The 20,944-nt window shown below is 71.6% G+C and carries 19 protein-coding genes; 10 read left to right on the top strand and 9 right to left on the bottom strand.

Translation table 11 applies throughout. From position 1 onward, the window contains the following. Positions 1 to 2: 2 nt before the first annotated feature. The 4 genes from ACIBSV_RS17565 to ACIBSV_RS17550 are packed head-to-tail and all read left to right on the top strand — an operon-like array spanning position 3 to position 2,713. On the top strand, positions 3 to 389 hold the full coding sequence (locus ACIBSV_RS17565) for a roadblock/LC7 domain-containing protein (RefSeq protein ID WP_395863849.1): 387 nt from the start codon (positions 3 to 5) through the stop codon (positions 387 to 389). Continuing rightward, positions 386 to 736 (top strand): DUF742 domain-containing protein, encoded by a 351-nt coding sequence (locus tag ACIBSV_RS17560; RefSeq protein WP_395863847.1) that lies wholly within the window; start codon positions 386 to 388, stop codon positions 734 to 736. The genes ACIBSV_RS17565 and ACIBSV_RS17560 overlap by 4 nt, the downstream gene beginning before the upstream one ends. Further along, positions 717 to 1,337 (top strand): GTP-binding protein, encoded by a 621-nt coding sequence (locus ACIBSV_RS17555; RefSeq protein ID WP_395863845.1) that lies wholly within the window; start codon positions 717 to 719, stop codon positions 1,335 to 1,337. The genes ACIBSV_RS17560 and ACIBSV_RS17555 overlap by 20 nt, the downstream gene beginning before the upstream one ends. Beyond that, complete coding sequence (locus tag ACIBSV_RS17550; protein WP_395863843.1) at positions 1,334 to 2,713, top strand: cytochrome P450; 1,380 nt, start codon at positions 1,334 to 1,336, stop codon at positions 2,711 to 2,713. Before ACIBSV_RS17555 ends, ACIBSV_RS17550 begins: the two co-directional genes overlap by 4 nt. Positions 2,714 to 3,221: 508 nt before the next feature. Here the strand turns inward: ACIBSV_RS17550 and ACIBSV_RS17545 are convergent. The 3 genes from ACIBSV_RS17545 to ACIBSV_RS17535 form a co-directional block, all read right to left on the bottom strand. After that, positions 3,222 to 4,079, bottom strand: coding sequence for a ketose-bisphosphate aldolase (locus ACIBSV_RS17545; protein ID WP_395863841.1), 858 nt, complete (start codon positions 4,077 to 4,079; stop codon positions 3,222 to 3,224). A gap of 204 nt (positions 4,080 to 4,283) precedes the next feature. Further along, complete coding sequence (locus ACIBSV_RS17540; protein ID WP_395863839.1) at positions 4,284 to 5,216, bottom strand: 1-phosphofructokinase family hexose kinase; 933 nt, start codon at positions 5,214 to 5,216, stop codon at positions 4,284 to 4,286. Positions 5,217 to 5,298: 82 nt separating this feature from the next. Further along, a complete protein-coding gene (locus ACIBSV_RS17535; protein WP_395863837.1) occupies positions 5,299 to 6,189 on the bottom strand; it encodes an SIS domain-containing protein in 891 nt (296 codons plus the stop codon). Positions 6,190 to 6,525: 336 nt separating this feature from the next. Between ACIBSV_RS17535 and ACIBSV_RS17530 the strand changes: the two genes are divergently transcribed. Both ACIBSV_RS17530 and ACIBSV_RS17525 read left to right on the top strand, forming a co-directional pair. After that, entirely contained in the window at positions 6,526 to 8,076 is a 1,551-nt protein-coding gene (locus ACIBSV_RS17530) for an acyl-CoA carboxylase subunit beta (protein WP_395863835.1), read from the top strand. 61 nt (positions 8,077 to 8,137) lie between these two features. Then, positions 8,138 to 9,007 (top strand): AraC family transcriptional regulator, encoded by an 870-nt coding sequence (locus ACIBSV_RS17525; protein ID WP_395863833.1) that lies wholly within the window; start codon positions 8,138 to 8,140, stop codon positions 9,005 to 9,007. A gap of 5 nt (positions 9,008 to 9,012) precedes the next feature. Here ACIBSV_RS17525 and ACIBSV_RS17520 read toward each other — a convergent pair whose 3' ends face one another. Then, positions 9,013 to 9,432: a VOC family protein gene (locus ACIBSV_RS17520; protein ID WP_395863831.1), complete on the bottom strand. Its 420-nt coding sequence runs from the start codon at positions 9,430 to 9,432 to the stop codon at positions 9,013 to 9,015. Positions 9,433 to 9,611: 179 nt separating this feature from the next. Between ACIBSV_RS17520 and ACIBSV_RS17515 the strand changes: the two genes are divergently transcribed. Beyond that, complete coding sequence (locus ACIBSV_RS17515) at positions 9,612 to 10,466, top strand: NAD(P)H-binding protein (protein WP_395863829.1); 855 nt, start codon at positions 9,612 to 9,614, stop codon at positions 10,464 to 10,466. A 1,045-nt stretch (positions 10,467 to 11,511) separates the two neighbouring features. Further along, the gene (locus ACIBSV_RS17510; RefSeq protein WP_395863827.1) at positions 11,512 to 13,026 is read left to right on the top strand and encodes an RNA polymerase sigma factor; all 1,515 of its coding nucleotides are present in this window, start codon (positions 11,512 to 11,514) and stop codon (positions 13,024 to 13,026) included. 101 nt (positions 13,027 to 13,127) lie between these two features. Here the strand turns inward: ACIBSV_RS17510 and aspS are convergent, their stop codons facing one another. Continuing rightward, positions 13,128 to 14,435: an aspartate--tRNA(Asn) ligase gene (aspS, locus tag ACIBSV_RS17505; RefSeq protein ID WP_395863825.1), complete on the bottom strand. Its 1,308-nt coding sequence runs from the start codon at positions 14,433 to 14,435 to the stop codon at positions 13,128 to 13,130. A 375-nt stretch (positions 14,436 to 14,810) separates the two neighbouring features. On the opposite strand from aspS, the gene ACIBSV_RS17500 reads away from it, so the two are divergent. Continuing rightward, the gene (locus ACIBSV_RS17500) at positions 14,811 to 15,650 is read left to right on the top strand and encodes an SAM-dependent methyltransferase (protein WP_395863823.1); all 840 of its coding nucleotides are present in this window, start codon (positions 14,811 to 14,813) and stop codon (positions 15,648 to 15,650) included. A gap of 12 nt (positions 15,651 to 15,662) precedes the next feature. Here the strand turns inward: ACIBSV_RS17500 and ACIBSV_RS17495 are convergent, their stop codons facing one another. After that, entirely contained in the window at positions 15,663 to 16,205 is a 543-nt protein-coding gene (locus ACIBSV_RS17495; protein WP_395863821.1) for a carboxymuconolactone decarboxylase family protein, read from the bottom strand. A 46-nt stretch (positions 16,206 to 16,251) separates the two neighbouring features. On the opposite strand from ACIBSV_RS17495, the gene ACIBSV_RS17490 reads away from it, so the two are divergent. Continuing rightward, the gene (locus ACIBSV_RS17490; RefSeq protein ID WP_395863819.1) at positions 16,252 to 17,682 is read left to right on the top strand and encodes a PLP-dependent aminotransferase family protein; all 1,431 of its coding nucleotides are present in this window, start codon (positions 16,252 to 16,254) and stop codon (positions 17,680 to 17,682) included. A 53-nt stretch (positions 17,683 to 17,735) separates the two neighbouring features. On the opposite strand, the gene ACIBSV_RS17485 is transcribed toward ACIBSV_RS17490, so the two are convergent. From ACIBSV_RS17485 to ACIBSV_RS17475, 3 genes are all read right to left on the bottom strand, one after another. Next, a complete protein-coding gene (locus ACIBSV_RS17485; RefSeq protein WP_395863817.1) occupies positions 17,736 to 19,076 on the bottom strand; it encodes a class I SAM-dependent methyltransferase in 1,341 nt (446 codons plus the stop codon). Positions 19,077 to 19,220: 144 nt separating this feature from the next. Further along, positions 19,221 to 20,027, bottom strand: coding sequence for an amino acid ABC transporter ATP-binding protein (locus tag ACIBSV_RS17480; protein ID WP_395863815.1), 807 nt, complete (start codon positions 20,025 to 20,027; stop codon positions 19,221 to 19,223). Continuing rightward, on the bottom strand, positions 20,024 to 20,938 hold the full coding sequence (locus ACIBSV_RS17475) for an amino acid ABC transporter permease (protein ID WP_395863813.1): 915 nt from the start codon (positions 20,936 to 20,938) through the stop codon (positions 20,024 to 20,026). The genes ACIBSV_RS17480 and ACIBSV_RS17475 overlap by 4 nt, the downstream gene beginning before the upstream one ends. Positions 20,939 to 20,944 lie beyond the last annotated feature (6 nt).

Here is a 20,944-nt window from a genome sequence, read left to right as displayed (position 1 = left end):
ACATGGACTGGATGCTCGCCGACCTGGCGAAGAGTGTGCCGTTCACGCGCTACATCGTGCTGCTGTCCGCCGACGGCCTGCGGATGGCCCAGCACAACACCGAGGCCGACACCGCGGACCGGCTCGCCGCCGCGTGCGCGGGCCTACAGAGCCTCGCCGCCGCGATCGCGTCCGAATTCCCCAAGGGCGACGGCCGGATGCGGCTGGTCGTGATCGAGGTCAACGGCGGCTACTTCTACATGATGGCCGCCGGCGCGGGGGCCTATCTCGCGGTGCTGGCCGACGGTCAGGTGGACACCGGCCTGCTCGGCCACCGGATGCGCGACCTGGTGATCCGGATCGGCGAACACCTGACCAGTCCGCCGCGCCACGACGGGGCCTTTCCGTGAGTGTGCCGAGGCGCTCACGGCGCGACCCGCACCCCGAGCGGCTGTACCTGGTCGGGGAAAACTTGGAGGCACAGGACCGGTTGGACCTCGTCACCCTGTTCGTGGCGAAGCACGAACCCGAGCGCGGGATGTCCCCCGAGCTCGCGACGATCCTGCGGATGTGTGAACAACCTTTGTCCATGGCCGAGATCTCCGCGCACATGCGGTTGCCGACCAGCGTGCTGACGCTGGTCCTGACGGACATGGTGACCACGAATCAACTCGAGGCGCGGGCACCGATCCCGGCCGCCTCGTTGCCCGACATCGATCTGCTCAAGGCGGTGATGCATGGACTACAAAGGCTCTGAGACCCTCGCCGGGCCGCGCCCCGAGGACATGCTGCCGGCGACGGCCGCCGCCGCGGTCAAGGTCGTCGTCGTCGGCGGCTTCGGCGTCGGCAAGACCACGCTGGTCGGCGCGGTCAGCGAGATCCGGCCGCTCACCACCGAGGAGACGATGACCCAGGCGGGCGTCGGCATCGACGATCTCGCGGGCATCGAGACCAAGACCACCACGACCGTGGCGATGGACTTCGGCCGGATCAGCCTCAACGAGCGCCTGGTCCTCTACCTGTTCGGCACCCCCGGACAGGAGCGCTTCTGGTTCCTGTGGAACGGCCTGTTCGATGGCGCGCTCGGCGCCGTGGTCCTGGTCGACACCCGGCGCCTGGAGGTGTGCTTCGACGTGATGGGCCGGCTCGAGGATCGCGGCGTGCCGTTCGTGGTCGCGGTCAACACGTTCCCCGAATCACCGGTGCACTCCATGGACGAACTGCGCAGCGCGCTCGACCTGGACGAGTCGGTACCCATGCTCGACTGCGACGCGCGCAGTCGCGGCTCCAGTCGGGACGTCCTGATGGCCCTCATGCAATACCTCTACACGCTCACCACGAACCGGGAGACGCAATGACCGCTCCTCCCCCCGTTCCGCCGCCCGGCTGCCCCGCGCACGCGGGCGCGACGGCAACCGAGGGCATCACGAGGTTGTACGGACCGGAGACGATCGCGGACCCGGGCGCCACGTACGAGAGGTTGCGCGCCGAGTACGGGGCGGTCGCGCCGATCCTGGTCGACGGCGACTTCCCCGGCTGGCTGGTGCTGGGCTACCGGGAGAACCTGGAAGTCATGCGCACGCCGAGCCGGTTCTCCCGGGACGCGCGCAACTGGCGCGACTGGCGCGAGGGCCGGATCCCGCCGGACGCCACGATCCTGCCGATCATGGAGTACCGCCCGGACTGCGTGTCCAGCGACGGCGCCGAGCATCAACGCCTGCGCACCGTGGTCACCGAGAGCCTGGACCGGTTCGACCGACGCGGCATCCGCAAGCACGTCCAGCGACTCGCGCACGACCTGATCGACCGGATCGCCGCGGACGGCCACGCCGACCTGGTCGCGCAGTTCGCACAACAGTTGCCGATGCTGGTCATCGCGCAGTTGTACGGTCTGCCCGACGCGATGGGTCCACGTCTGGTCGAGGCCAGCGCCGAGCTGATGATGCAGAGCGAACGCGCGCTCGAATCCAACGAGTTCATTCTGCGCACGCTGAGCGACCTGGCCGACCGCAAACGTGCCGAGCCGGCCGCCGACTTCCCGTCCTGGCTGATCGAGCACCCGAACAAGCTGTCCGAGGACGAGGTCCTGCACCACCTGCGGCTGGTCATGGTCGCGGCGAACGAGCTGACCATCGCGCTGATCGCGAACACGCTGCGGGTGGTCCTGACCGACGACCGATTCGCCGCGTCGCTGGCTGGCGCGCGGCTGACCCTGCCCGACGCGGTCGAACAAGTCCTCTGGGACGAACCGCCGTTGTGGGTCATCCCGGGCCGCTGGGCGCTCGTGGACACCGAGTTGGGCGGGCGCCGGATCAAGGCCGGCGATCTCCTCGTGCTCGGCGTCATGGCCGGCAACGTCGACCCGCAGATCCGTACCGACCTCACCGTGCCGGTCCACAACAACCGCGCCCACCTGGCGTTCAGCGGCGGCGCGCACCTGTGTCCGGGACAGGACATCGGCCGAGCGATCACGGACACCGCGATCGACACACTCAACAGCCGGCTTCCCGACATCCGCCTGGCCCACCCGGACCGCCCACCCGCCTGGCACGCGGCCACCTGGGCCCGCTACCTCACTTCCCTTCCGGTCGAATTCACCCCGGTCCCGCTGGTAAAGCCCACCGAATGGACCCGCCCCCCACGCCCACCCCGTCCCACCACACCCCCCGAGCCCCCGATCTCTCCCCTCCCCACCACCTGGTGGACCCGCATCACCACCTGGCTCTTCGGCTGACCGACAGAGCGCCGGGCCCACCCCCGGCGCTCCCCGTCCCCACCTCCGCAAGCCACCGCGAACCGGCAACGAGCCACCCTTCGCAAGCCGAGGGCCGAAACGCGGGCAAACCAATCAGCCCGTCCGGCGCCTGAGGACACCCCGAAACCCACCCGGCCGCCCGCGAACCGCACCGACCCGGTAACGAGCCACCCTCCGCAGCCACAGACCAAAACGCGGGCAACCCCATCAGCCCGTCCGGCGCTTGAGGACAACCAAGGCCCCCCCACCCCGGACGCCAACCGTCCACGCGAACCCCACCAGCCCGTCCGGCGCTTGAGGACACCCGGGAACCCACCTGGCCCGCGAACCGCACCGACCCGGCAACGAGCCACCCTCCGCAGCCACAGACCAAAACGCGGGCAACCCCATCAGCCCGTCCGGCGCTTGAGGACACCCCGAAACCCACCCGGCCGCCCCGCGAACCGGCCCACCCCCACAGCCCGTCCGGCGTTTGAGGACAAAGGCGCTAGACCGCGCCGGTGATCACCCGCAAGAGCCCACCGACCGCATCCACCATCGCCGACCGCGCAGCGACCAGCGCCGGCCGCGGATCGGCCTTCCCCGGCTCGGCGACCAGCCGCGACCGCAGCGTGCCGGTGTAGGCGATGTTCAGCGCCGTGCCCACGTTGATCTTCGTCATCCCCGCGCCCACCGCCCGCCGCAGCTCCGCGTCCGGCACCCCCGAGGACCCGTGCAACACCAGCGGCACGTCCACCGCCGCGCGCAACCGCGCGATCAGGTCGTGGTCGAGCGTGGCGGTACGGTCCAGCATCGCGTGACTGCTGCCGACCGCCACGGCCAACGCGTCGACCCCGGTCGCCCGCACATACGCGGCGGCCTCGTCCGGATCCGTGCGAGCCCCCGGCGCGTGCGCGTCGAGCGCGGGATGGCCCGGCTTTCCGCCGACCTCGCCGAGCTCGGCCTCCAGGCTGATCCCGCGATCGTGCGCCCAGGCCACCGCGTCCGAAGTGGCCGCCACGTTCTCCGCGTAGGCGAGCCGCGACGCGTCGAACATGACCGAGCTGATCCCGGTCCCCTCGGTGGCCGTCAGCAAATCCACCGACTCGACGTGGTCCAGGTGCAACGCGACCGGTACGGCCGCCTCCTCCGCGAGCGCCCGGCACGCCGCCGCGAACGGACCCAGCCGCCCACGCCGAAACTTGACGGCGTTCTCGCTGATCGCCACCACGACCGGCAGTCCCGCCTCCTCCGCCGCGATCAGCACCGCCTCGGCGTGTTCCAGCGTGATCACGTTGAACGCGGCCACCCCGACCCCGTCCGCACGCGCCGCGTCGGTCAATATCCCCGTCGAGGTCAACGGCATGTCATCTCTCCTCGTGAACGATCCCGACAACAACCGGCCCCGAGCACCCCGGCACCCGAACACCCAAACCCAAACCCACACCGGCACCGGCACCCATACCGGCACCCAAAAGACGCGCACTCACACCCGCGCCACCCCACCCCACCGCGCGCAAGCCGACCGCACACCCACCGGCCCGCGTCCCGGCCACCCCGCGGCGCGGCCTCATCGCGGCGGCTCCACCACATCGACCCGCACCCTCGGCAGCCAGGTCCGGTACAACTCGCCGTCCACGTCGCCCGCCATCGGCGCCGCCACCGCCGCCGCCGACAGCGCCACCGCGTCCCGCAACCGGTCCGGCCAAGGTCCGCCCTCGGCCAACCCGCGTGCCAGCGCCGCCACGGCCGCGTCACCCGCGCCGGTGGCGTTGCCGCGTACCGAGGTGGGTGGCGTCGCCCGCCACCAGCCCTCGTCGGTCCCGGCGAGCATGCCCTCCGGACCGAACGAGGCGACCACCGCCGTCCCGGCCCGCGCCGTCCCCGCCAGCCGCGCGACCGCCCGCAGCGGATCCGCCTCACCCGTCACCGCGAGCAACTCGTCCGCGTTCGGCTTGACCACGTCCGGCCCGGCCGCGACACCGGCCGACAACGCCGGCCCCGAGGCGTCCAGCAGCACCGGCACCCGCGCGGCCCGAGCGAGCGTCACCAACTCCGCGTAGCCGCTCGCCGAAACGCCCGGCGGCAGACTCCCGGACAACACCAACACCGAGGCTTCCGGCAGCAGTTCGGTCGTGGCCGCGACCACCAGAGCCCATTCCCGCGCGGTCCGCGCGGGCCCGAGTTCGTTGAGCGACGTCGCGCCGCCCGAGTCGGTCTCCACGATCGTCGTGGTGCAGCGCGTCTCGCCCTCCACCGGCACCGCCGTCAACGCGATGTCCGCCGCCGCGAGGTCGGCCCGTATTCGCTCACCCGTGGCACCGCCCAACGGGGCCACCGCGGTGACGGCGACGCCGAGCGAGCGCAGCACGCGTGCGACGTTGACGCCCTTGCCGCCGGCCCGTCCCTCGACCGACGCCGGCCGGTTCGCGCCGTGTCGGATCATGCGTTCCAGGTGGTAGGTGACATCCCAGGCCGGATTCGGCGTCACCGTGACGATCACGACGCCCTCCGCCCGACGGACCCGACGGACTCGACGGACCCGTCCCGAGGCCCGCCGTCGACACCCGCGCCGACCGTGTCCCTCACGACGCGTCCAGCACCACGGACCGGGTGAGGTGCCGCGGCTCGTCCGGGTTCAGGCCGCGGCTCTCCGCGATCGCGACCGCGAGCTTCTGCACCCGGACCAGCTCCGCCATCGGGTCGAGCGCTCCGGCCACGAACGTGCCACCGGTGGCCGCGACCTGCTCGGCCAGGCCCTCGGGTACCGGCCCGAACACCCAGGTGACCCGGTTCGGCGCGGCGATGCTGATCGGCCCGTGCCGGTACTCCATCACCGGGTAGCTCTCCGTCCACGCCCCGGCGGCCTCGCGCATCTTCAGCGCGGCCTCCGCCGCGAGCCCGACCGACCAGCCCGAGCCCAGGAAGGTGAACTGCTCCGCGCCCACGAACTCCGGCTCGGGCAGCCACGCGACGGCCTCCTTCGCGTCCCGTACGGCCCCGTCCAGGTCCGCGCCGACGTGCGCCCGCAGCAGCGCGAGGGCGGTGGTGGCGAACCGGGTCTGCACGACCGAACGCTCGTCGGCGAAGTCGAGCATCACGAGTTCGTCCGCCGCGGTCACGATCGGCGTCCCGGGCGTGCCGGTGATCGCGGTGGTCGCGACCGTGCCCCGGATCTCCGCCAGCAGCCGCAGTACCTCGGTGGTGGTGCCGGAGCGGGTCAACGCGATGACCCGGTCGTAGTCCCGTACGCCCGGGAACTCCGAGGCCGCGAACGCGTCGGTGACGCCGAGCCCGGCCCGCTCGCGCAGCACCGCGTACGCCTGGCCGATGAACCACGAGGTTCCGCATCCGACGATCGCGACCCGCTCACCGGGGCTCGGTAGTCCGGCGCAGTCCGCGGCCAGCGCGGCGGCACGCGCCCACAGATCGGGCTGAGTGGCGATCTCGGCAGTGGTGTGGTTCACGGTCGTCATGACGCTCCCGGGTCCTGGCGCGCAGCACCGCGCGGACTGCGCACTGCTGCACTCGCATGCTTGAAACTATTCATTTGATAGCAGTTTCACGCACGAATGAGCAATGCCGCTCAGCATGATGAGGTCCGATTCACCCGGATTCGATCTGAAATATCCACCACGCTCGTGCCGCGCACCCGGCGACTTCGGCCCTGTCGCCCGCACGCGACCGCCGCTACATTGGCCCGGCTCAGGCGGCCCGGCCCACCCGGCCGGCGCCACGAGCCCACAGCCCGCAGCCCGCAGCCCGCAGCCCACGCCCCACACACCCGCCCCGCCCCACCCGACGGGAGATCCGTGCACACCGAAGGACGTCCCGCCCCCGACAACCGGACCGCCTGGCAAACGCTGCTCGCCGATCTGGAGGAGCGCCGAACCCGGTCACGAGCCATGGGCGGCCCGGCGAAGGTCGCGCGCCACACGGTCGCCGCCCCCGGCCGGATGTCCGCCCGGGTCCGAGTCGCGGCCCTCCTCGACGACGACTCGTTCGCGGAACTGGGCACGCTCACCGGCGGCGCGGACATCCCCGCCGACGCGTTCGTGGCCGGTTCGGGGCTGCTGGACGGCCGCCCGGTGTTCGTGGGCGCCGAGGACTTCACCGTGCAGGGCGGCTCGATCGGCCCCGGCGCCGCCGCCAAGCGGGCCCGACTCGTCCGGCTGGCCGGTCAGGAACGCGCGCCGCTGGTGACCCTGCTCGAGGGCGCCGGCCACCGGGCGGGCAACGCGCTCGCCGGCCACACGGCCACGCCCAACGACCTCCAGGCCCTGGCCGACCTCGCCGGACTGGTCCCCACCGTCGCGATCGTGCACGGCCCGTCCGCCGGGCACGGCGCGCTCACCGCGCCGCTGTCCGATTTCGTGATCATGGTGGAAGGCACCGGAGCGCTCTTCACCGCCGGCCCACCCCTGGTCGAGGCCGCCACCGGCGAGCGGGTGGACAAGCACACCCTCGGCGGCAGCGGGGTGCACTGCGCTGTCAGCGGCGTCGCGCACAACGCCGTTCGCGACGACACGGCGGCGCTGCGCCTGGCCCGCCGCTACCTCTCCTACTTCCCGTCACACGCCTGGCAACATCCGCCGTACGCGGGAGCGGACTCGGGCAACACCGACACCGCCCCGCGAGCCACCGAGGCGCTCCTGGACCTGATCCCGCCGGACCCGCGCCGGCCGTACGACGTCAAGACCGTGCTGGCCGAGGTCTTCGACGCGGGCACACTCCTGGAACTGCAGCCGGCCTACGGCGCCTCGATCGTCACCGCGCTCGCCCGTCTCGGCGGCCACGCGGTCGCGGTCCTGGCGAACCAACCCGCGGTCCGGGCGGGCACCATCGACGCGGACGCCGCCGACAAGGCCGCCCGCTTCCTGTCCGTCGCGGGCGCGTTCCACCTGCCGGTGGTCTTCCTCGCGGACAACCCCGGCGTCCTGGCCGGCACCGCCGCCGAGCGTTCGGGTGTGTTGCGCGCCGCGGCCCGACTGTTCGCCGCCCAGCACCGCCTGCGCGTTCCGAAGCTGCACCTGACGGTGCGCAAGGCGTTCGGCTTCGGCAGTTCGGTGATGGCCATGAACCCGTTCGACGCGCAGACCGTGTCGTACGCGCTGCCGGGCGTCACCCTCGGCGGCATCCCGGCCGCCGCGGGCGCCGCCGCCGCGAAGCAGGACGCGGACACCACCCGCCGGCTCACCGCGAACGAGGCGAGCGGCCCGTGGCGCTCGGCGAACGCGCTGTCCTACGACGACGTGATCGCACCGACCGAGGTCCGCGACGCCCTGCTCACCGGCCTGACCCGCGCCCGAGCCCGACTGACCGGCCCGATCGAACCGGACCGCCGCCCCGGCTACCTGCCCTAGAGAGACGTGTCTTGAGGACACGCCCTGGGAGCGCTCCGGAGCCAGGACCTAGGCTCGCCACATGGACGGTTTGGGTGACCTGCTGCGCGGGATCAGGGCCGACGACGCGCTCTTCGACCGACGGGCGCTGCCCCCGGGGACTTCCGTACGGATCACCTCCGGCGCGCCGTTGACCCTGTGCACGGTGGTGCGCGGCAGCGGCCGACTCGTCCCCGAGGACGGCCCCTCCCTCCCGCTGCGCCCGGGTGACGCCGCCCTGGTCCGGGGTCCCGCGCCGTTCACGTTCGTCGCCGACGCGCGCCCGGGGCACGAGACGGGGACGGACTCGGACCCGGACGACGGGGCCTTCGCCGAGTTGCTCTGCGGCTCCTACCGCGCGCACGCCGACATCGGCCGTCGCCTGCCCGCCGCGCTCCCCCAAACCTTGGTCGTCCCCGACGACCAGGGTTGCGAGGCGGTGTTGGGCTTCGTCTCCGCCGAGGTCGCCGCCGACCGGCCGGGCCAGAGCTTCGTCCTGGACCGGCTGCTCGACTGGATGCTGGTCTGTACGCTCCGCGCCTGGTTCGACCGCCCCGAGGCGCATCCGCCCGCGTGGTACCTGGCCCTGGCCGACCCCGTCGTCGGCACCGCTCTGCGCGCGGTCCACGACGCCCCGGCCCGGCCGTGGACGATCGCCGCCCTGGCCGCCGAGGCGGGCGTCTCCCGCACCTCCCTCGCCGAGCGCTTCACCGCCCGGGTCGGCACGCCGCCGCTCACCTACCTGACCGAGTGGCGGATGGCCCTGGCCGCCGAATTGCTCACCGAACCGGACGCCACGGTCGCCGCCGTGGCCCGCCGGGTCGGCTACGCCGACCCGTTCGCCTTCAGCACCGCCTTCAAGCGCGTCCGCGGCCTGAGCCCCACCGCCTACCGCACGACCCACGCGGCGTAACGCCGCTATCGGGGCAGTTGCTCGAACATCCAGCGATGTCCCTCGGGGTCGGCGACGGTGTAGGCGCGCCCGTGCCCGGTGTCGCGCGGCGGCGCCAACACGGTCGCGCCCGCGTCGCGGGCCACGGCGAAGTGCGCGTCCAGGTCGGCGACGTAGACGTGCACGCCGTCCACCACGTAGGGCACGGACAACCACTTGTCCGCGTCCGCGCAGGTCTCGGCGTGCCGCCGGGGCGAGCGGTAGTCGGGCGTCGGCTCGGCGAGCATGATCAGCCCGCCCTCCGGGGTGGCCAACTCACCGTGGCCCACCGAACCGTCCGGCATCATGATCCGAGTCACCTCCCGGAAGCCGAACGCCCGACTCAGCCAGTCCAGCGCGGCGGCGGCATCCTGGTAGGAGATCATCGGCGTGACGGTCTGCGACATGGTCGACTCCTTCGATCGTGCGATGCTCGCGCTTCCGAGTCTGCTCGCGCCGGGCGCGCCGGTCTTGGACGAACGGGAACAGGCGTGCCCCGACCCCACCCGGTCGCCCCGGACGTACGCACATGTCCCCCGGTTTCTCGCCCATGTCGGCCGGGCCCGGCCCGGATCAAGCTGGACGCATGACGGAAACCACGCAGTTCCCCATCCTCGTTCTCGGCGGCACCGGCAAGACCGGCAGCCGGGTGGTCACCGCGCTCCGCGCCCGCGGCGCCGCCGTGCGCGTCGCCTCCCGCTCCGCCGAACAGCGCTTCGACTGGACCGACGACCGCACCTGGGGCCCCGCGCTGGCCGGCGTCTCCGCCGTCTACCTGGTGCCCCTGGACGGTGTCCCGACCGGTCCGGCCTTCGTCCGCCGAGCGGCCGACGCCGGGGTCGAGCGCATCGTGCTGCTCTCCGCGCGCGGCACCGACGTCCCCGGCTACTTCGCCGCCGACGACCCCGGCAACCAGGCTCGCCTCGACCTGGAGGCGGCCCTGCGCGCCTCGGGCATCGCATGGACGATCCTGCGTCCGGGCTGGTTCGCGCAGAACTTCAGCGAGGGCTTCTTCCGCGACGAGGTGCGCGCCGGCGAGTTGACGCTGCCGACCGGCGCCGCGTCGGTGTCCTTCGTCGACACCGAGGACATCGCCGCCGTCGCGGTGGCCGCCCTGCTCGACCCCGGCCACGCCGGCGAGACGTACGAGTTGTCCGGGCCCCGGGCGGTGACCTTCGACGAGGCCCTCGCCGAGATCGCCGCCGCGACCGGCCGGCAGGCCCGCTACGTCCCGGTCGACCCGGCCGGGTACACCGCCGAGCTGATCGCCCGGGGCCTGCCCGAACTCGACGCGACCATGTGGGCGTCGGCCCTGAACGGCATCCACCGCGGCCTGGAGGCCAAGATCTCCGACGGCGTGCAGCGCGCGCTGGGCCGCCCCGCCCGCGACTTCACCGACTTCGTCCGCGCGGCGGCCCCGACCGGCGCCTGGTCCGCCTGACCCCACGGCCGGACCGCCCGGCCCGCACCGAAGCGACACCGCGCCGGACCCGATGCCGCGATGGGCGGCCGACGACTCGAACAGAGCCGTCGGCCGCCCATCGGCACGCGCGCACCCGGCCCGGCCCCGGCCGGCTGCGGGCCGGCAGGCCCGCCGGCCCGCAGCAGCCCCGCCCGATGATCGAATTCACCACCCGTTTGCGCACCCGTATATCGATCCACTGATCACTCACACGTCATCCACGCGCGTCATCTTCCGCACGGCCCACTATTCCGCGCGTCGGACTCCCGATCACCGCGCCGAATCGATCTCGCGCGGCCGCACTTCGATTGTCGTATCGATTAGCCGAATAGTGTGCGACGAAGATCGCGGCGGAGATCCTTTACCGCGTCGACACGTCCGCCCTATCCCGCCGATCGTCATCGCACAACCGCGCCCGCCGTCACTCGGATAGCCGAAGAAATCACACACCGCGCACCGCTATTTCCGCGCCGCGTCCGCCGCCCGCACGCATTACCGCCGACCCGACCGAGGAAATCCCGCCCGCCGCTTTCCGCGGGTCCCGCCGGCGGCCCGGCCGCGGCGCCCCGAGGAGTCGGCCCGGGCACCCGCACCGCACCGAGGAGGTCCGCCCCGTGCGTAACGCGCCGGCAGGCGGGCATTCTCAAGACAGGTTCAGGACCGCACGACCGACGCCGATGCCCGACCCGATCCGCACCAGCACGAGAAAATTCGACCCCGCAGCATCGGCACTCGGATATCGTCGATCCCCGGCCACGGCAGTGTCGTCGGGCCCGGAACCCCGGGCTCACCGGCGCGACCACGCAGATCAGCGGGCCGTCCCGCACACTGGGGAACCCACAGCTCGAAGCCCCTGCGGACCGACGTGACCCAGGTCACGCTCGCGGAGGCGTAACACTTGTACCGATCGGAGCGATGCCTTGAGTGGCGCCGGCAGCGCCGACGGATCCGGTCCCGCGGATGCGTCATCGATTCGGTGTAGTTGCGGCGCCGCAGCATGCCCGCGTGAACCGAGAGGTTATTTGTGACCCCGAGCTCGTCCAGCACGCTTCCCAACAGAATCGCCGAATCGGAATCTCTGGTGGCGCTCATCGAGCGTGGCCGTGCCGAAGGATCGATTACCGGCGAGGACATACGCCGAGCCTTCGAAACCGATGCCATCCCTGCGACGCAGTGGAAGAGCATCCTCCGTAGCCTCAACGAGGTCCTCGATGAGGCCGGTGTGACCTTGACCGTCAACCCGGTCAAAGAGACCCAACGGAGAGACGTAGCCACAACTCGGCGATCTGTCAAGAAGACGCTATCCACGCGCTCAACCCGTGTCAAGAACACAGAGACCTTGCCCGCGCAAGTCACGCCCGCGGCAACGGAATCGGGAGAGTCCGTCGTGGAATCTGCTCCGAAGCCGAAGAAGGCCGCAGCCAAGAAGAAGGCCGCGGCCAAGAAGACCACCACCACCGAGACGACTGCCGTCGAGTCGCCCGCCCCCAAGGACGGCGACGAGGCACTGGTCGAAGAGGACCTGTTCGACGAGCCCGCCGAGGCGGCGGCTCCCGAGGTCGGTCCGAGCGGCTTCGTCCTCACCACGGACGAGGACGACGCACCGCAGCAGCAGGTCACCACGCCGGGTGCCACCGCGGACCCGGTCAAGGACTACCTGCGGCTGATCGGCAAGGTCTCGCTGCTCAACGCCGAGCAGGAGGTGTCGATCGCCAAGCGCATCGAGGCCGGCCTGTTCGCGTTGGAGAAGCTGGACTCCGAGCCCGGCCTGACCCCGCAGTTCCGGCACGAGCTCGAACTCGTCGCCGAGGACGGCAAGCGTGCCAAGAACCACCTTCTGGAGGCCAACCTCCGCCTGGTGGTCTCGCTGGCGAAGCGCTACACGGGTCGCGGCATGCTCTTCCTGGACCTCATTCAGGAGGGCAACGTCGGTCTCATTCGTGCGGTCGAGAAGTTCGACTACACGAAGGGCTTCAAGTTCTCCACGTACGCCACCTGGTGGATTCGCCAGGCGATCACCCGGGCCATGGCCGACCAGGCGCGGACCATCCGCATCCCGGTCCACATGGTCGAGGTGATCAACAAGCTGGCCCGCGTGCAGCGCCAGATGCTCCAGGACCTGGGCCGCGAGCCCACTCCGGAGGAGCTGGCCAAGGAACTCGACATGACCCCGGAGAAGGTCGTCGAGGTGCAGAAGTACGGCCGCGAGCCGATCTCCCTGCACACCCCCCTCGGCGAGGAGGGCGACAGCGAGTTCGGTGACCTCATCGAGGACACCGAGGCGATCCGGCCGGCCGACGCGGTCAGCTTCACGCTGCTCCAGGAACAGCTCCACTCGGTCCTGGACACCCTCGCCGAGCGCGAGGCCGGCGTGATCTCGATGCGCTTCGGGCTCACCGACGGTCAGCCCAAGACGCTCGACGAGATCGGCAAGGTCTACGGGGTCACCCGTGAGCGGATCCGCCAGATCGAGTCGAAGACCATGTCGAAGCTGCGCCACCCGTCCCGCTCCCAGGTGCTGCGCGACTACCTGGATTAGGCAGCAGGACCCCGGGTACGGACGGACCGCCACACCGGCGGCCTCCGTCCGTACCCGGCGCCACACCTTCCGTGCCACGCCCCGGCGTCGCCGTCAGGGCGTCAGGGCGTCAGCCGATGCGGACCGCGGAAGAGGAACGTCGCGTCCCGGATCGACGGCAGGTCCAGGAGCAGCATCAGCAGTCGGCCCAGCCCCAGGCCCAGACCGCCGTGCGGCGGGATGCCGTAGCGGAAGCAGTCCAGGTAGGACGCGAGCGGTGCCGCGTCCAGGCCCTTCTCGCGCAGTTGGGCGAGCAGTCTTTCGTGACGGTGCTCGCGCTGCGCGCCCGTGGTGATCTCGACGCCCTTCCACAGCAGGTCGAAGCTCTCGGTGAGCGTGGGGTCGTCGTCCGGACGCAGGTGGTAGAACGGCCGGATCCCGGCCGGGAAGCGGGTCACGAAGACGAACTCGTGCCCGGTCTCCGCCGCGATCGACGCGGACAGCGCGCGTTCGCCCTCCGGGTCCAGGTCGACCCGGGTACCGGTCGGGTCCCACCCCTCGGCCCGCAATCGGCGCAGCGCGTCGGCCATCGTGATCCGCGGGAACGGCAACTCGGGGACGGTCACCTCGACGCCGAGGAGTGCTTCGATCGACGCCCCGTGCACGGACCGGACGTCGTCCAGTACCGCCCGCAACAACCGCTCCTCGAAGGCCATCACGTCCTCGACCCCGTCGATCCAGGCCAGTTCGGCGTCGACGCCGGTGAACTCGGTGGCGTGCCGGGACGTGTAGGACGGCTCGGCGCGGAAGACCGGGCCGATCTCGAAGACCTTGTCGATGCCGGCCGCGATCGCCATCTGCTTGTAGAACTGTGGCGACTGGGCCAGGTAGGCCGGGCGGCCGAAGTAGTCGACGGTGAACACCTCGGCGCCGGATTCGGACGCGGTGCCCATCAGCTTGGGTGTGTGCAGCTCGGTGAAGCCCTCCGCCGCGGTGACCCGACGCATCGCCTGTTCGACGGTGCTCTGCACGTCGAGCACCAGCCGTCGGTCGGGGCGCCGGAGGTCGAGGAATCGCCAGTCGAGTCGGCGGTCCGGGCCGGTGTGGGCGTCGATCGGCAGCCCGGGTTCGGCCCGCGAGAGGATCTCGACCCGCTCGGGAAGCAGTTCCAAAGCGCCGAGTCGGACCACGTCGTTGGCCACGACCCGGCCGGTGATCCGGACCGCCGACTCGGGGGTGACCTGCTCGAAGGCGGCCTCGATCGGGTCGTCGGCGCCGACGCGGCGGTGGGTGACCTGGACCCGACCGGTGTGGTCGCGCACCACGACGAACTGCATGCGGCGCTGCCGGCGCAATGTGTCGACCCACCCGTGGACGGTGACCCTCTCGTCGAGATGTTCGGACAGGTCGCGGACGAGGGCGCGCGGCATGGCGGCAACTCCCTTGGTTGCGGGCGCGTTGGTCGCGCCGGGTACGGCGGGTGGTAGACGGCCACCCGAGGAGATCGTCAGCGTAGGTGGCCGGGTCGGCGGTGTCGCCGGATTAAACGGCGGCGGGAGGCACGGGGTGGAGCGGGGGCGAGGCAACGCCGGCCGGCCGCCGGGCACCGGGCCCGCCGCGCCACAGCCTGCGATCGGGCCTGCGCGGGCGACCCGACAGGGCGGTACATCTGCCGACTTTTCCGCCCGTGTGGGCACCAACTGCCGTTTGCAGCACGGGGATTGATGACCAGCCGCGTTGCCTGCGGTTTACCATCGGCGGTGTGCCGCACCACCCCCAACCGGCGGCCGCGAGGTGTCGAGATCATGACCGAGAACGCTGGAGACCGAGTGTGGTCGACGGAGCCCGCCGGTGAGCGACCGCCGCCGGGCATCGATGTCAACGTGCCGAGCGTCGCGCGCATCTACGACTTCCTGATCGGCGGGAAGGACAACTACGCCGCCGACCGCGAGGTGGCCCGCAAGTTGATCGCGGTGGCGCCCGATCTCGAACACGACGCCGGCGCCCATCGACGGATCCTGCACCGGGGCGTGCGCTTCCTGGTCGAACAGGGCATCCGCCAGTTCGTCGACATCGGATCGGGTCTGCCCACCGCGCAGAACACCCATCAGGTCGCCCAGGCGATCGCGGCCGAGACCACCGTGGTCTACGTCGACAACGACCCGATCGTGCTCGCGCACGGTCGCGCGCTGCTCGCCGAGAACGACCGCACCACGGTGATCACCGCCGACCTGCGCGAGCCCGAGTCGATCCTGAAGAACCCGGACCTGCTGCGCCTGATCGACTTCGATCGGCCGATCGCGTTGATGCTGCTGGGCGTGATCCACCACATCAACGACGACGAGGATCCGGCCGGGCTGGTGCGCACCTACCTCGACGCGTTGCCGTCCGGGAGTTGGCTGTTCCTGACCCACTTCCTGCACAGCGGCCCGGAGTCGGAGCAGTTGGAACGGGTCATGCAGGGCTCGCACAAGAGCGGGCGCTTCCGCGAGCGCGAGGAGATCGCGGCCTACCTGGAGGGTCTGGAGACGGCCGACCCGGGCCTGGTCTACATCGACCTGTGGCGGCCCGAGGAGCCGGTGGACGAGGCGACCCTCTCGGTCACCCAGCGCCTGGTCCTGGGCGCGGTGGCCCGCAAGCCGTAGCCGGGGCGGTCGTCACCGCTTCGCGCGCTGGTCGGTGCCGGCGAGCTTGCCGGTGCCGATCGCGATCCGGTTCCAGGTGTTGACGGCGAGGATCAGGGCCATCAGGTGGGCCAGTTCGCCTTCGTCGAATCGGTCCGCGGCCCGGGCGTAGACGTGGCCCGGGACGCCGTCGGCGGCGACCAGGGTCAGCGCCTCGGTCAGCGCGAGGGCGGCCCGTTCCCGCTCGGTGAAGAAGTGCGCGGCCTCGCGCCAGAGCGCGACCAGGGCCAGGCGTTCGTCGTTCGCGCCCGCGTTGTGCGCGTCGGTCCAGTGCATGTGCAGGCAGTACGCGCAGCCGTTGAGCTGCGAGACGCGGATCTGGACCAGTTCGACCAGCGCGGCGTCCAGTCCCTCCCGAGCGGCGGCGTCGAAACCGATCAGGGCCTTGAACACCTTGGGTACGGCGCGGGCGAAGTCGACGCGGCGGGCCTCGGGATCGGGGTGGGAACGGGGTTCGGGGGCGGCCTCGGTGGGCCGTTCGGTGCGGTGCTCGCTGCTCATGTCGACGAAGCTCATGTGACGAAGGTAGGCGCGAAAGAGACCTGGTATAGGGTGCAGTTCCATGTCGGAAGACGAGGTCAATTCCGCCGAGTGGAGCGGCCGTGACCTGCATCTGGAGTTGTCCGGTACGGGCAGCCGGCGGGCGGTGCTGATCGGGGCGATCCGGACGGCGATCCGCACCGGTCGGCTGGCACCGGACACGCCGCTGCCGCCGTACCGGTCACTCGCCGCCGATCTGGGCATCGCCCGGAACACGGTCGCCGACGCGTACGCCGAGCTGGTTGCGGAAGGCTGGCTGACGGCGCGTCAGGGCTCCGGGACCCGGGTCGCCCGGCGGGTCGAACCGCTCGCCGCGCCGCGCCGCCGCGCCCGCACCGAACTGCCCGCGCGGTCCGCCGGCTCGACCCACAATCTGCGCCAGGGGCAGCCGGACGCGGCGTCCTTCCCACGTACCGCGTGGGTCGCGTCCGCCCGCCGGGCGCTGAACGCCGCGCCGAACGAGGCGTTCGGACCCGGCGATCCGCAGGGGCGTCCGGAGTTGCGGGCCGCGCTGACCGATTACCTCGCGCGGGTGCGCGGGGTGCGTACCCATCCGGATCGCATCGTGATCTGCTCCGGCTTCGCGCACGCGTTGCGGCTGCTGTTCGCCGGTGTGCTGCGCGGGCCGGCCGCCGTGGAGTCGTACGGGCTCGCCTTCCACCGCTCGATCCTGGACGCGGCATCGATCCGCACGCTGCCCCTGGACATCGACGAACAGGGCGCCGACACCGACGCTTTGGCCGCGCGGGCGAACGCGCGCGTGGCCGTGCTGACGCCGGCTCACCAATTCCCCACCGGCGGCCCGTTGTCGCCCGAGCGACGGGTCGCCGTGCTGGACTGGGCACGGGCCCGGGGCGGGATCGTGCTGGAGGACGACTACGACGGCGAGTTCCGCTACGACCGGCGTCCGGTGGGCGCGGTCCAGGGCATGGATCCGGACCGCGTGGTGTACGTGGGCTCGGTCAGCAAGAGCCTGTCCCCCGCGATCCGGCTCGGCTGGATGGTGTTGCCCGAGCACCTGGTCGACGACGTCCTGGCGGTGAAGGGCCTGCGCGAGGCGTGGGCCGGTGTCACCGATCAGCTCACCCTCGCCGACTTCATCGAGGGCGGCCACTACGACCGGCACATCCGCCGGATGCGCCGGCGCTATCGCGCCCGCCGGGACCATCTGCTCGCCGCGTTGGCCGAACACGCCCCGCACGTCACCGCGACCGGCATCGCCGCCGGCCTGCACGCCGTGCTGCGCCTGCCGCCCGGCACCGAGTCCGCCGCGGTCAAGGCCGCCACCTGGCAGGGCCTGGCCCTCGACGGCCTGGCCGCCTTCCGCCACCCGGACGCGACGGGCTCGGCTCCGGACGGCCTGGTGGTCGGCTACGCGACGCCCCCGGACCACGCGTACCCGGCGGCGGTGGAGGCGCTGTGCCGGTCACTGCCGCCGGCGGAGGGCGAGTAGGGCGGACTTCGGGCGCGGGCGGCGCCGCGCTTCGGGGCACGTGCGCCCGCCGGTCACATCGTCCGGGTCGGCGGCATGCCCGAGCGGCCCGAGGCGGGGGTCTTGACCGCCAGGATCTGGTTGACGCCGATGCGGTTCTGTTCGAAGGCCAGGGCCGAGGCGGCCATGTACAGGCGCCAGACCCGGACCCTGCCCGGTGAGGTCAGCCGGGTGGCGCGGTCCCGGGCGGCCTCCAGGTTGGCCACCCACGCGCGCAGCGTGGTCGCGTAGTGCTCGCGCAGCGCGTGCACGTCCCGCACCTCGAAGCCCGCCTCCTCCAGCACCGACACCGTGCTGCCCACCGGCGTCAGCTCGCCGTCCGGGAAGACGTAGCGGTCGATGAACTCGTCGACGTGGTAGGCGGATTCGTCCCGCGCAGGGCGGCGGGCGATCTGGTGGTTGAGCAACCGGCCGCCGGGACGCAGGAGTTCGTACAACGAGTCGGCGTACTCACGGAAGCGGATCCGGCCCACGTGTTCGGCCATGCCGATCGAGGAGATCGCGTCGTAGGGGCCGTCGGCGTGTTCGCGGTAGTCCTGGATCCTGATCTCGACCCGGCCGGTCAGCCCCGCCTCGGAGACCCGTTTGCGGGCCAGGTCGGCCTGTTCGCGCGAGATGGTGATGCCGACCACCTGCACGCCGTAGTGCTCGGCGGCGTGCAGCGCCATCGACCCCCACCCGCAGCCCACGTCCAGCAGCCGCATCCCCGGGCCCAGCGCCAGCTTGCGGCAGACCAGGTCGAGCTTGGCCCGCTGGGCGTCCTCCAGGGTCGCGTCGGGGCGGTCCCAGTAGGCGCACGAGTAGACCATCGAGGGGCCCAGGATCAGCGCGTAGAACTCATTGCCGACGTCGTAGTGGTGCCGGATCGCCTCCTGGTCGCGGCGCAGGCTGTGCAGCATGCCCCGGCGGCGGCGGACCTCCTCGGCGGGCGCGGGCGGCGGTACCGGCAGGCCGGTCAGGGTGAGCGCCTCGCCCATCGGGCGCAGCGCGCCGAGCGCGGCCCGCACGGACGGCAGCGGGCGCTCGGGGTGGTGGGTGCGGATGGCGACCGCCTTGGCCGCCGGGGCGCTCACGGGCGGCGGCTCGTCGCGGTGCAGGGCGATGCCGGCCAGTCGGTCCAGCGCGTCGTAGAGGTCGCCGTCCACGTCCAGGTCGCCGGACACCCAGCCGCGCGCGAAGCCCAGCTCGCCCGGCTTCCACATCAGCCGGCGCAGCGCGCGTCGGTTGCGGACGACCAGGGTCGGGCCGTCCGGAGGCCCCGCCTCGCTGCCGTCCCAGGCCCGGATCCGAATCGGCGACGGGCGGCCGAGTACCTGCTGGGTCAGCGCGGCCAGGCGGTTGGCGGTGTGCGGCATGACGGATTCCTCCGCGGTGTGGAACCCCGGACTCCCGATCCGGGCTACACCGTTGCCCCTACCCCAATCGACGCGGAGCGCGAACGGAATTGCTCCGTCCGGGGCGGATCACCGCCCCGGACGGAGCACATCGTGTCCGGCCGGTCACAGCACCTTGGACAGGAACGCCTTCGTGCGGTCGTGCTGCGGGTTGCTCAGCACCTCGCGGGGCACCCCCGCCTCGACCACGAGTCCGTCGTCCATGAACACCAGCGAGTCGCCGACCTCGCGCGCGAAGCCCATCTCGTGGGTGACCACGATCATCGTCATGCCCTCCTCGGCGAGGCCGCGCATGACGTCGAGGACCTCGCCGACGAGTTCGGGGTCGAGCGCGGAGGTCGGCTCGTCGAACAACATCAGCTTGGGGTCCATGGCCAGCGCGCGGGCGATGGCCACCCGCTGCTGTTGGCCGCCGGAGAGCTGGGCGGGGTAGGCGTCCGCCTTGTCGCCCAGGCCGACCCGCTCCAGGAGTTGGTGCGCGCGCTCCCGGGCGGCGGGCTTGCTGATGCCCTTGACCTGGGTGGGCGCCTCCATGATGTTGCCCGCGGCGGTCATGTGCGGGAAGAGGTTGAAGCGCTGGAACACCATGCCGATGTCGCGCCGCTTGAGCGCGACCTCGCTGTCGCGCAGCTCGTAGAGCTTGCCGTCCTTCTCCCGGTAGCCGACGAGTTCGCCGTCCACCCACAACCGCCCGGCGTTGACCTTCTCCAGGTGGTTGATGCAGCGCAGGAAGGTGGACTTGCCGGAGCCGGAGGGGCCGACGATGCACATGACCTCGCCGGCGCCTACCTCCAGGTCGATGCCCTTGAGCACCTCCAGCGGGCCGAACGACTTGCAGACGTCCTCGGCCTTGACCATGGGTTGCCCGGAGCCGGCCGCCCCGGGCGCGGGCTTGTCGAAGTTGGTCGTCATCGGATCTCGACTCCCGAACGCCGGGTCGGGAACAGGTTGGCCCTGATCCGCTGGAGCGGGGTGGGCGGCAGCGCCCGGCTGGCCCCGCGCGAGAAGCGGCGTTCCAGGTAGTACTGGCCGATGCTGAAGACGGTGGTCAGCAGCAGGTACCAGAAGCAGGCCGCGAAGAGCAGCTCCATCACCGCGAGGTTGTTGGTGTACACGTCCTTGGCCTTCTGCAGCACCTCGGGGTAGACCACCACGCTGGCCAGCGAGGACGTCTTGAGCATGTTGATGAACTCGTTGCCGGTGGGCGGCACGATCACCCGCATCGCCTGCGGCAGCACGATCCGGCGCAGGGTACGGCCCTTGGACATGCCGAGCGCGTGGGCCGCCTCGGTCTGGCCCTCGTCGACGGACTGGATGCCCGATCGCACGATCTCGGCCATGTACGCGCCCTCGTTGATGCCGAGGCCGAGCAGCGCCGCCCAGATCGGGGTGATCAAGTTGTTGGTGTTATGGCCGAACATGGTCGGGAAGATCAGCGCGAGGTTGCCCCAGATGAGCAACTGGACCAGAACCGGCGTGCCGCGGAAGAACCAGATGTAGACCGACGAGACGGTCGCGGTGACCGGATTGCCGGACAGTCGCCCGATCGCGGCGAGCACGCCGAGTACGAGCCCGAGCGCCATCGAGTAGAGGCTGATCTTCAGCGTGTTGACTGCGCCCTTGATGATCTGTTCGTCGAACAGGTACTCGCCGGTCACGCTCCAGTGGATCTTCGCGTTCGCGAACGCGTTGATCAGGAGGCCGACCAGGGCCAGAACCACGACGGCGGCGACCCAACGGCCGTAGTGCGGCACGGGGATCGCTTTGATGTGTTCCCGTTTGGCCGGCTGTTTGTCGGCCGCGGGGGTTGGGGGTGTGGTCACGGGAAG

Source organism: Embleya sp. NPDC050154 (assembly GCF_044460165.1).
Lineage (GTDB): Bacteria > Actinomycetota > Actinomycetes > Streptomycetales > Streptomycetaceae > Embleya.
The sequence above is the reverse complement of the archived record's forward strand: the minus strand, read 5'-3'. Positions and strand labels throughout refer to the sequence as shown.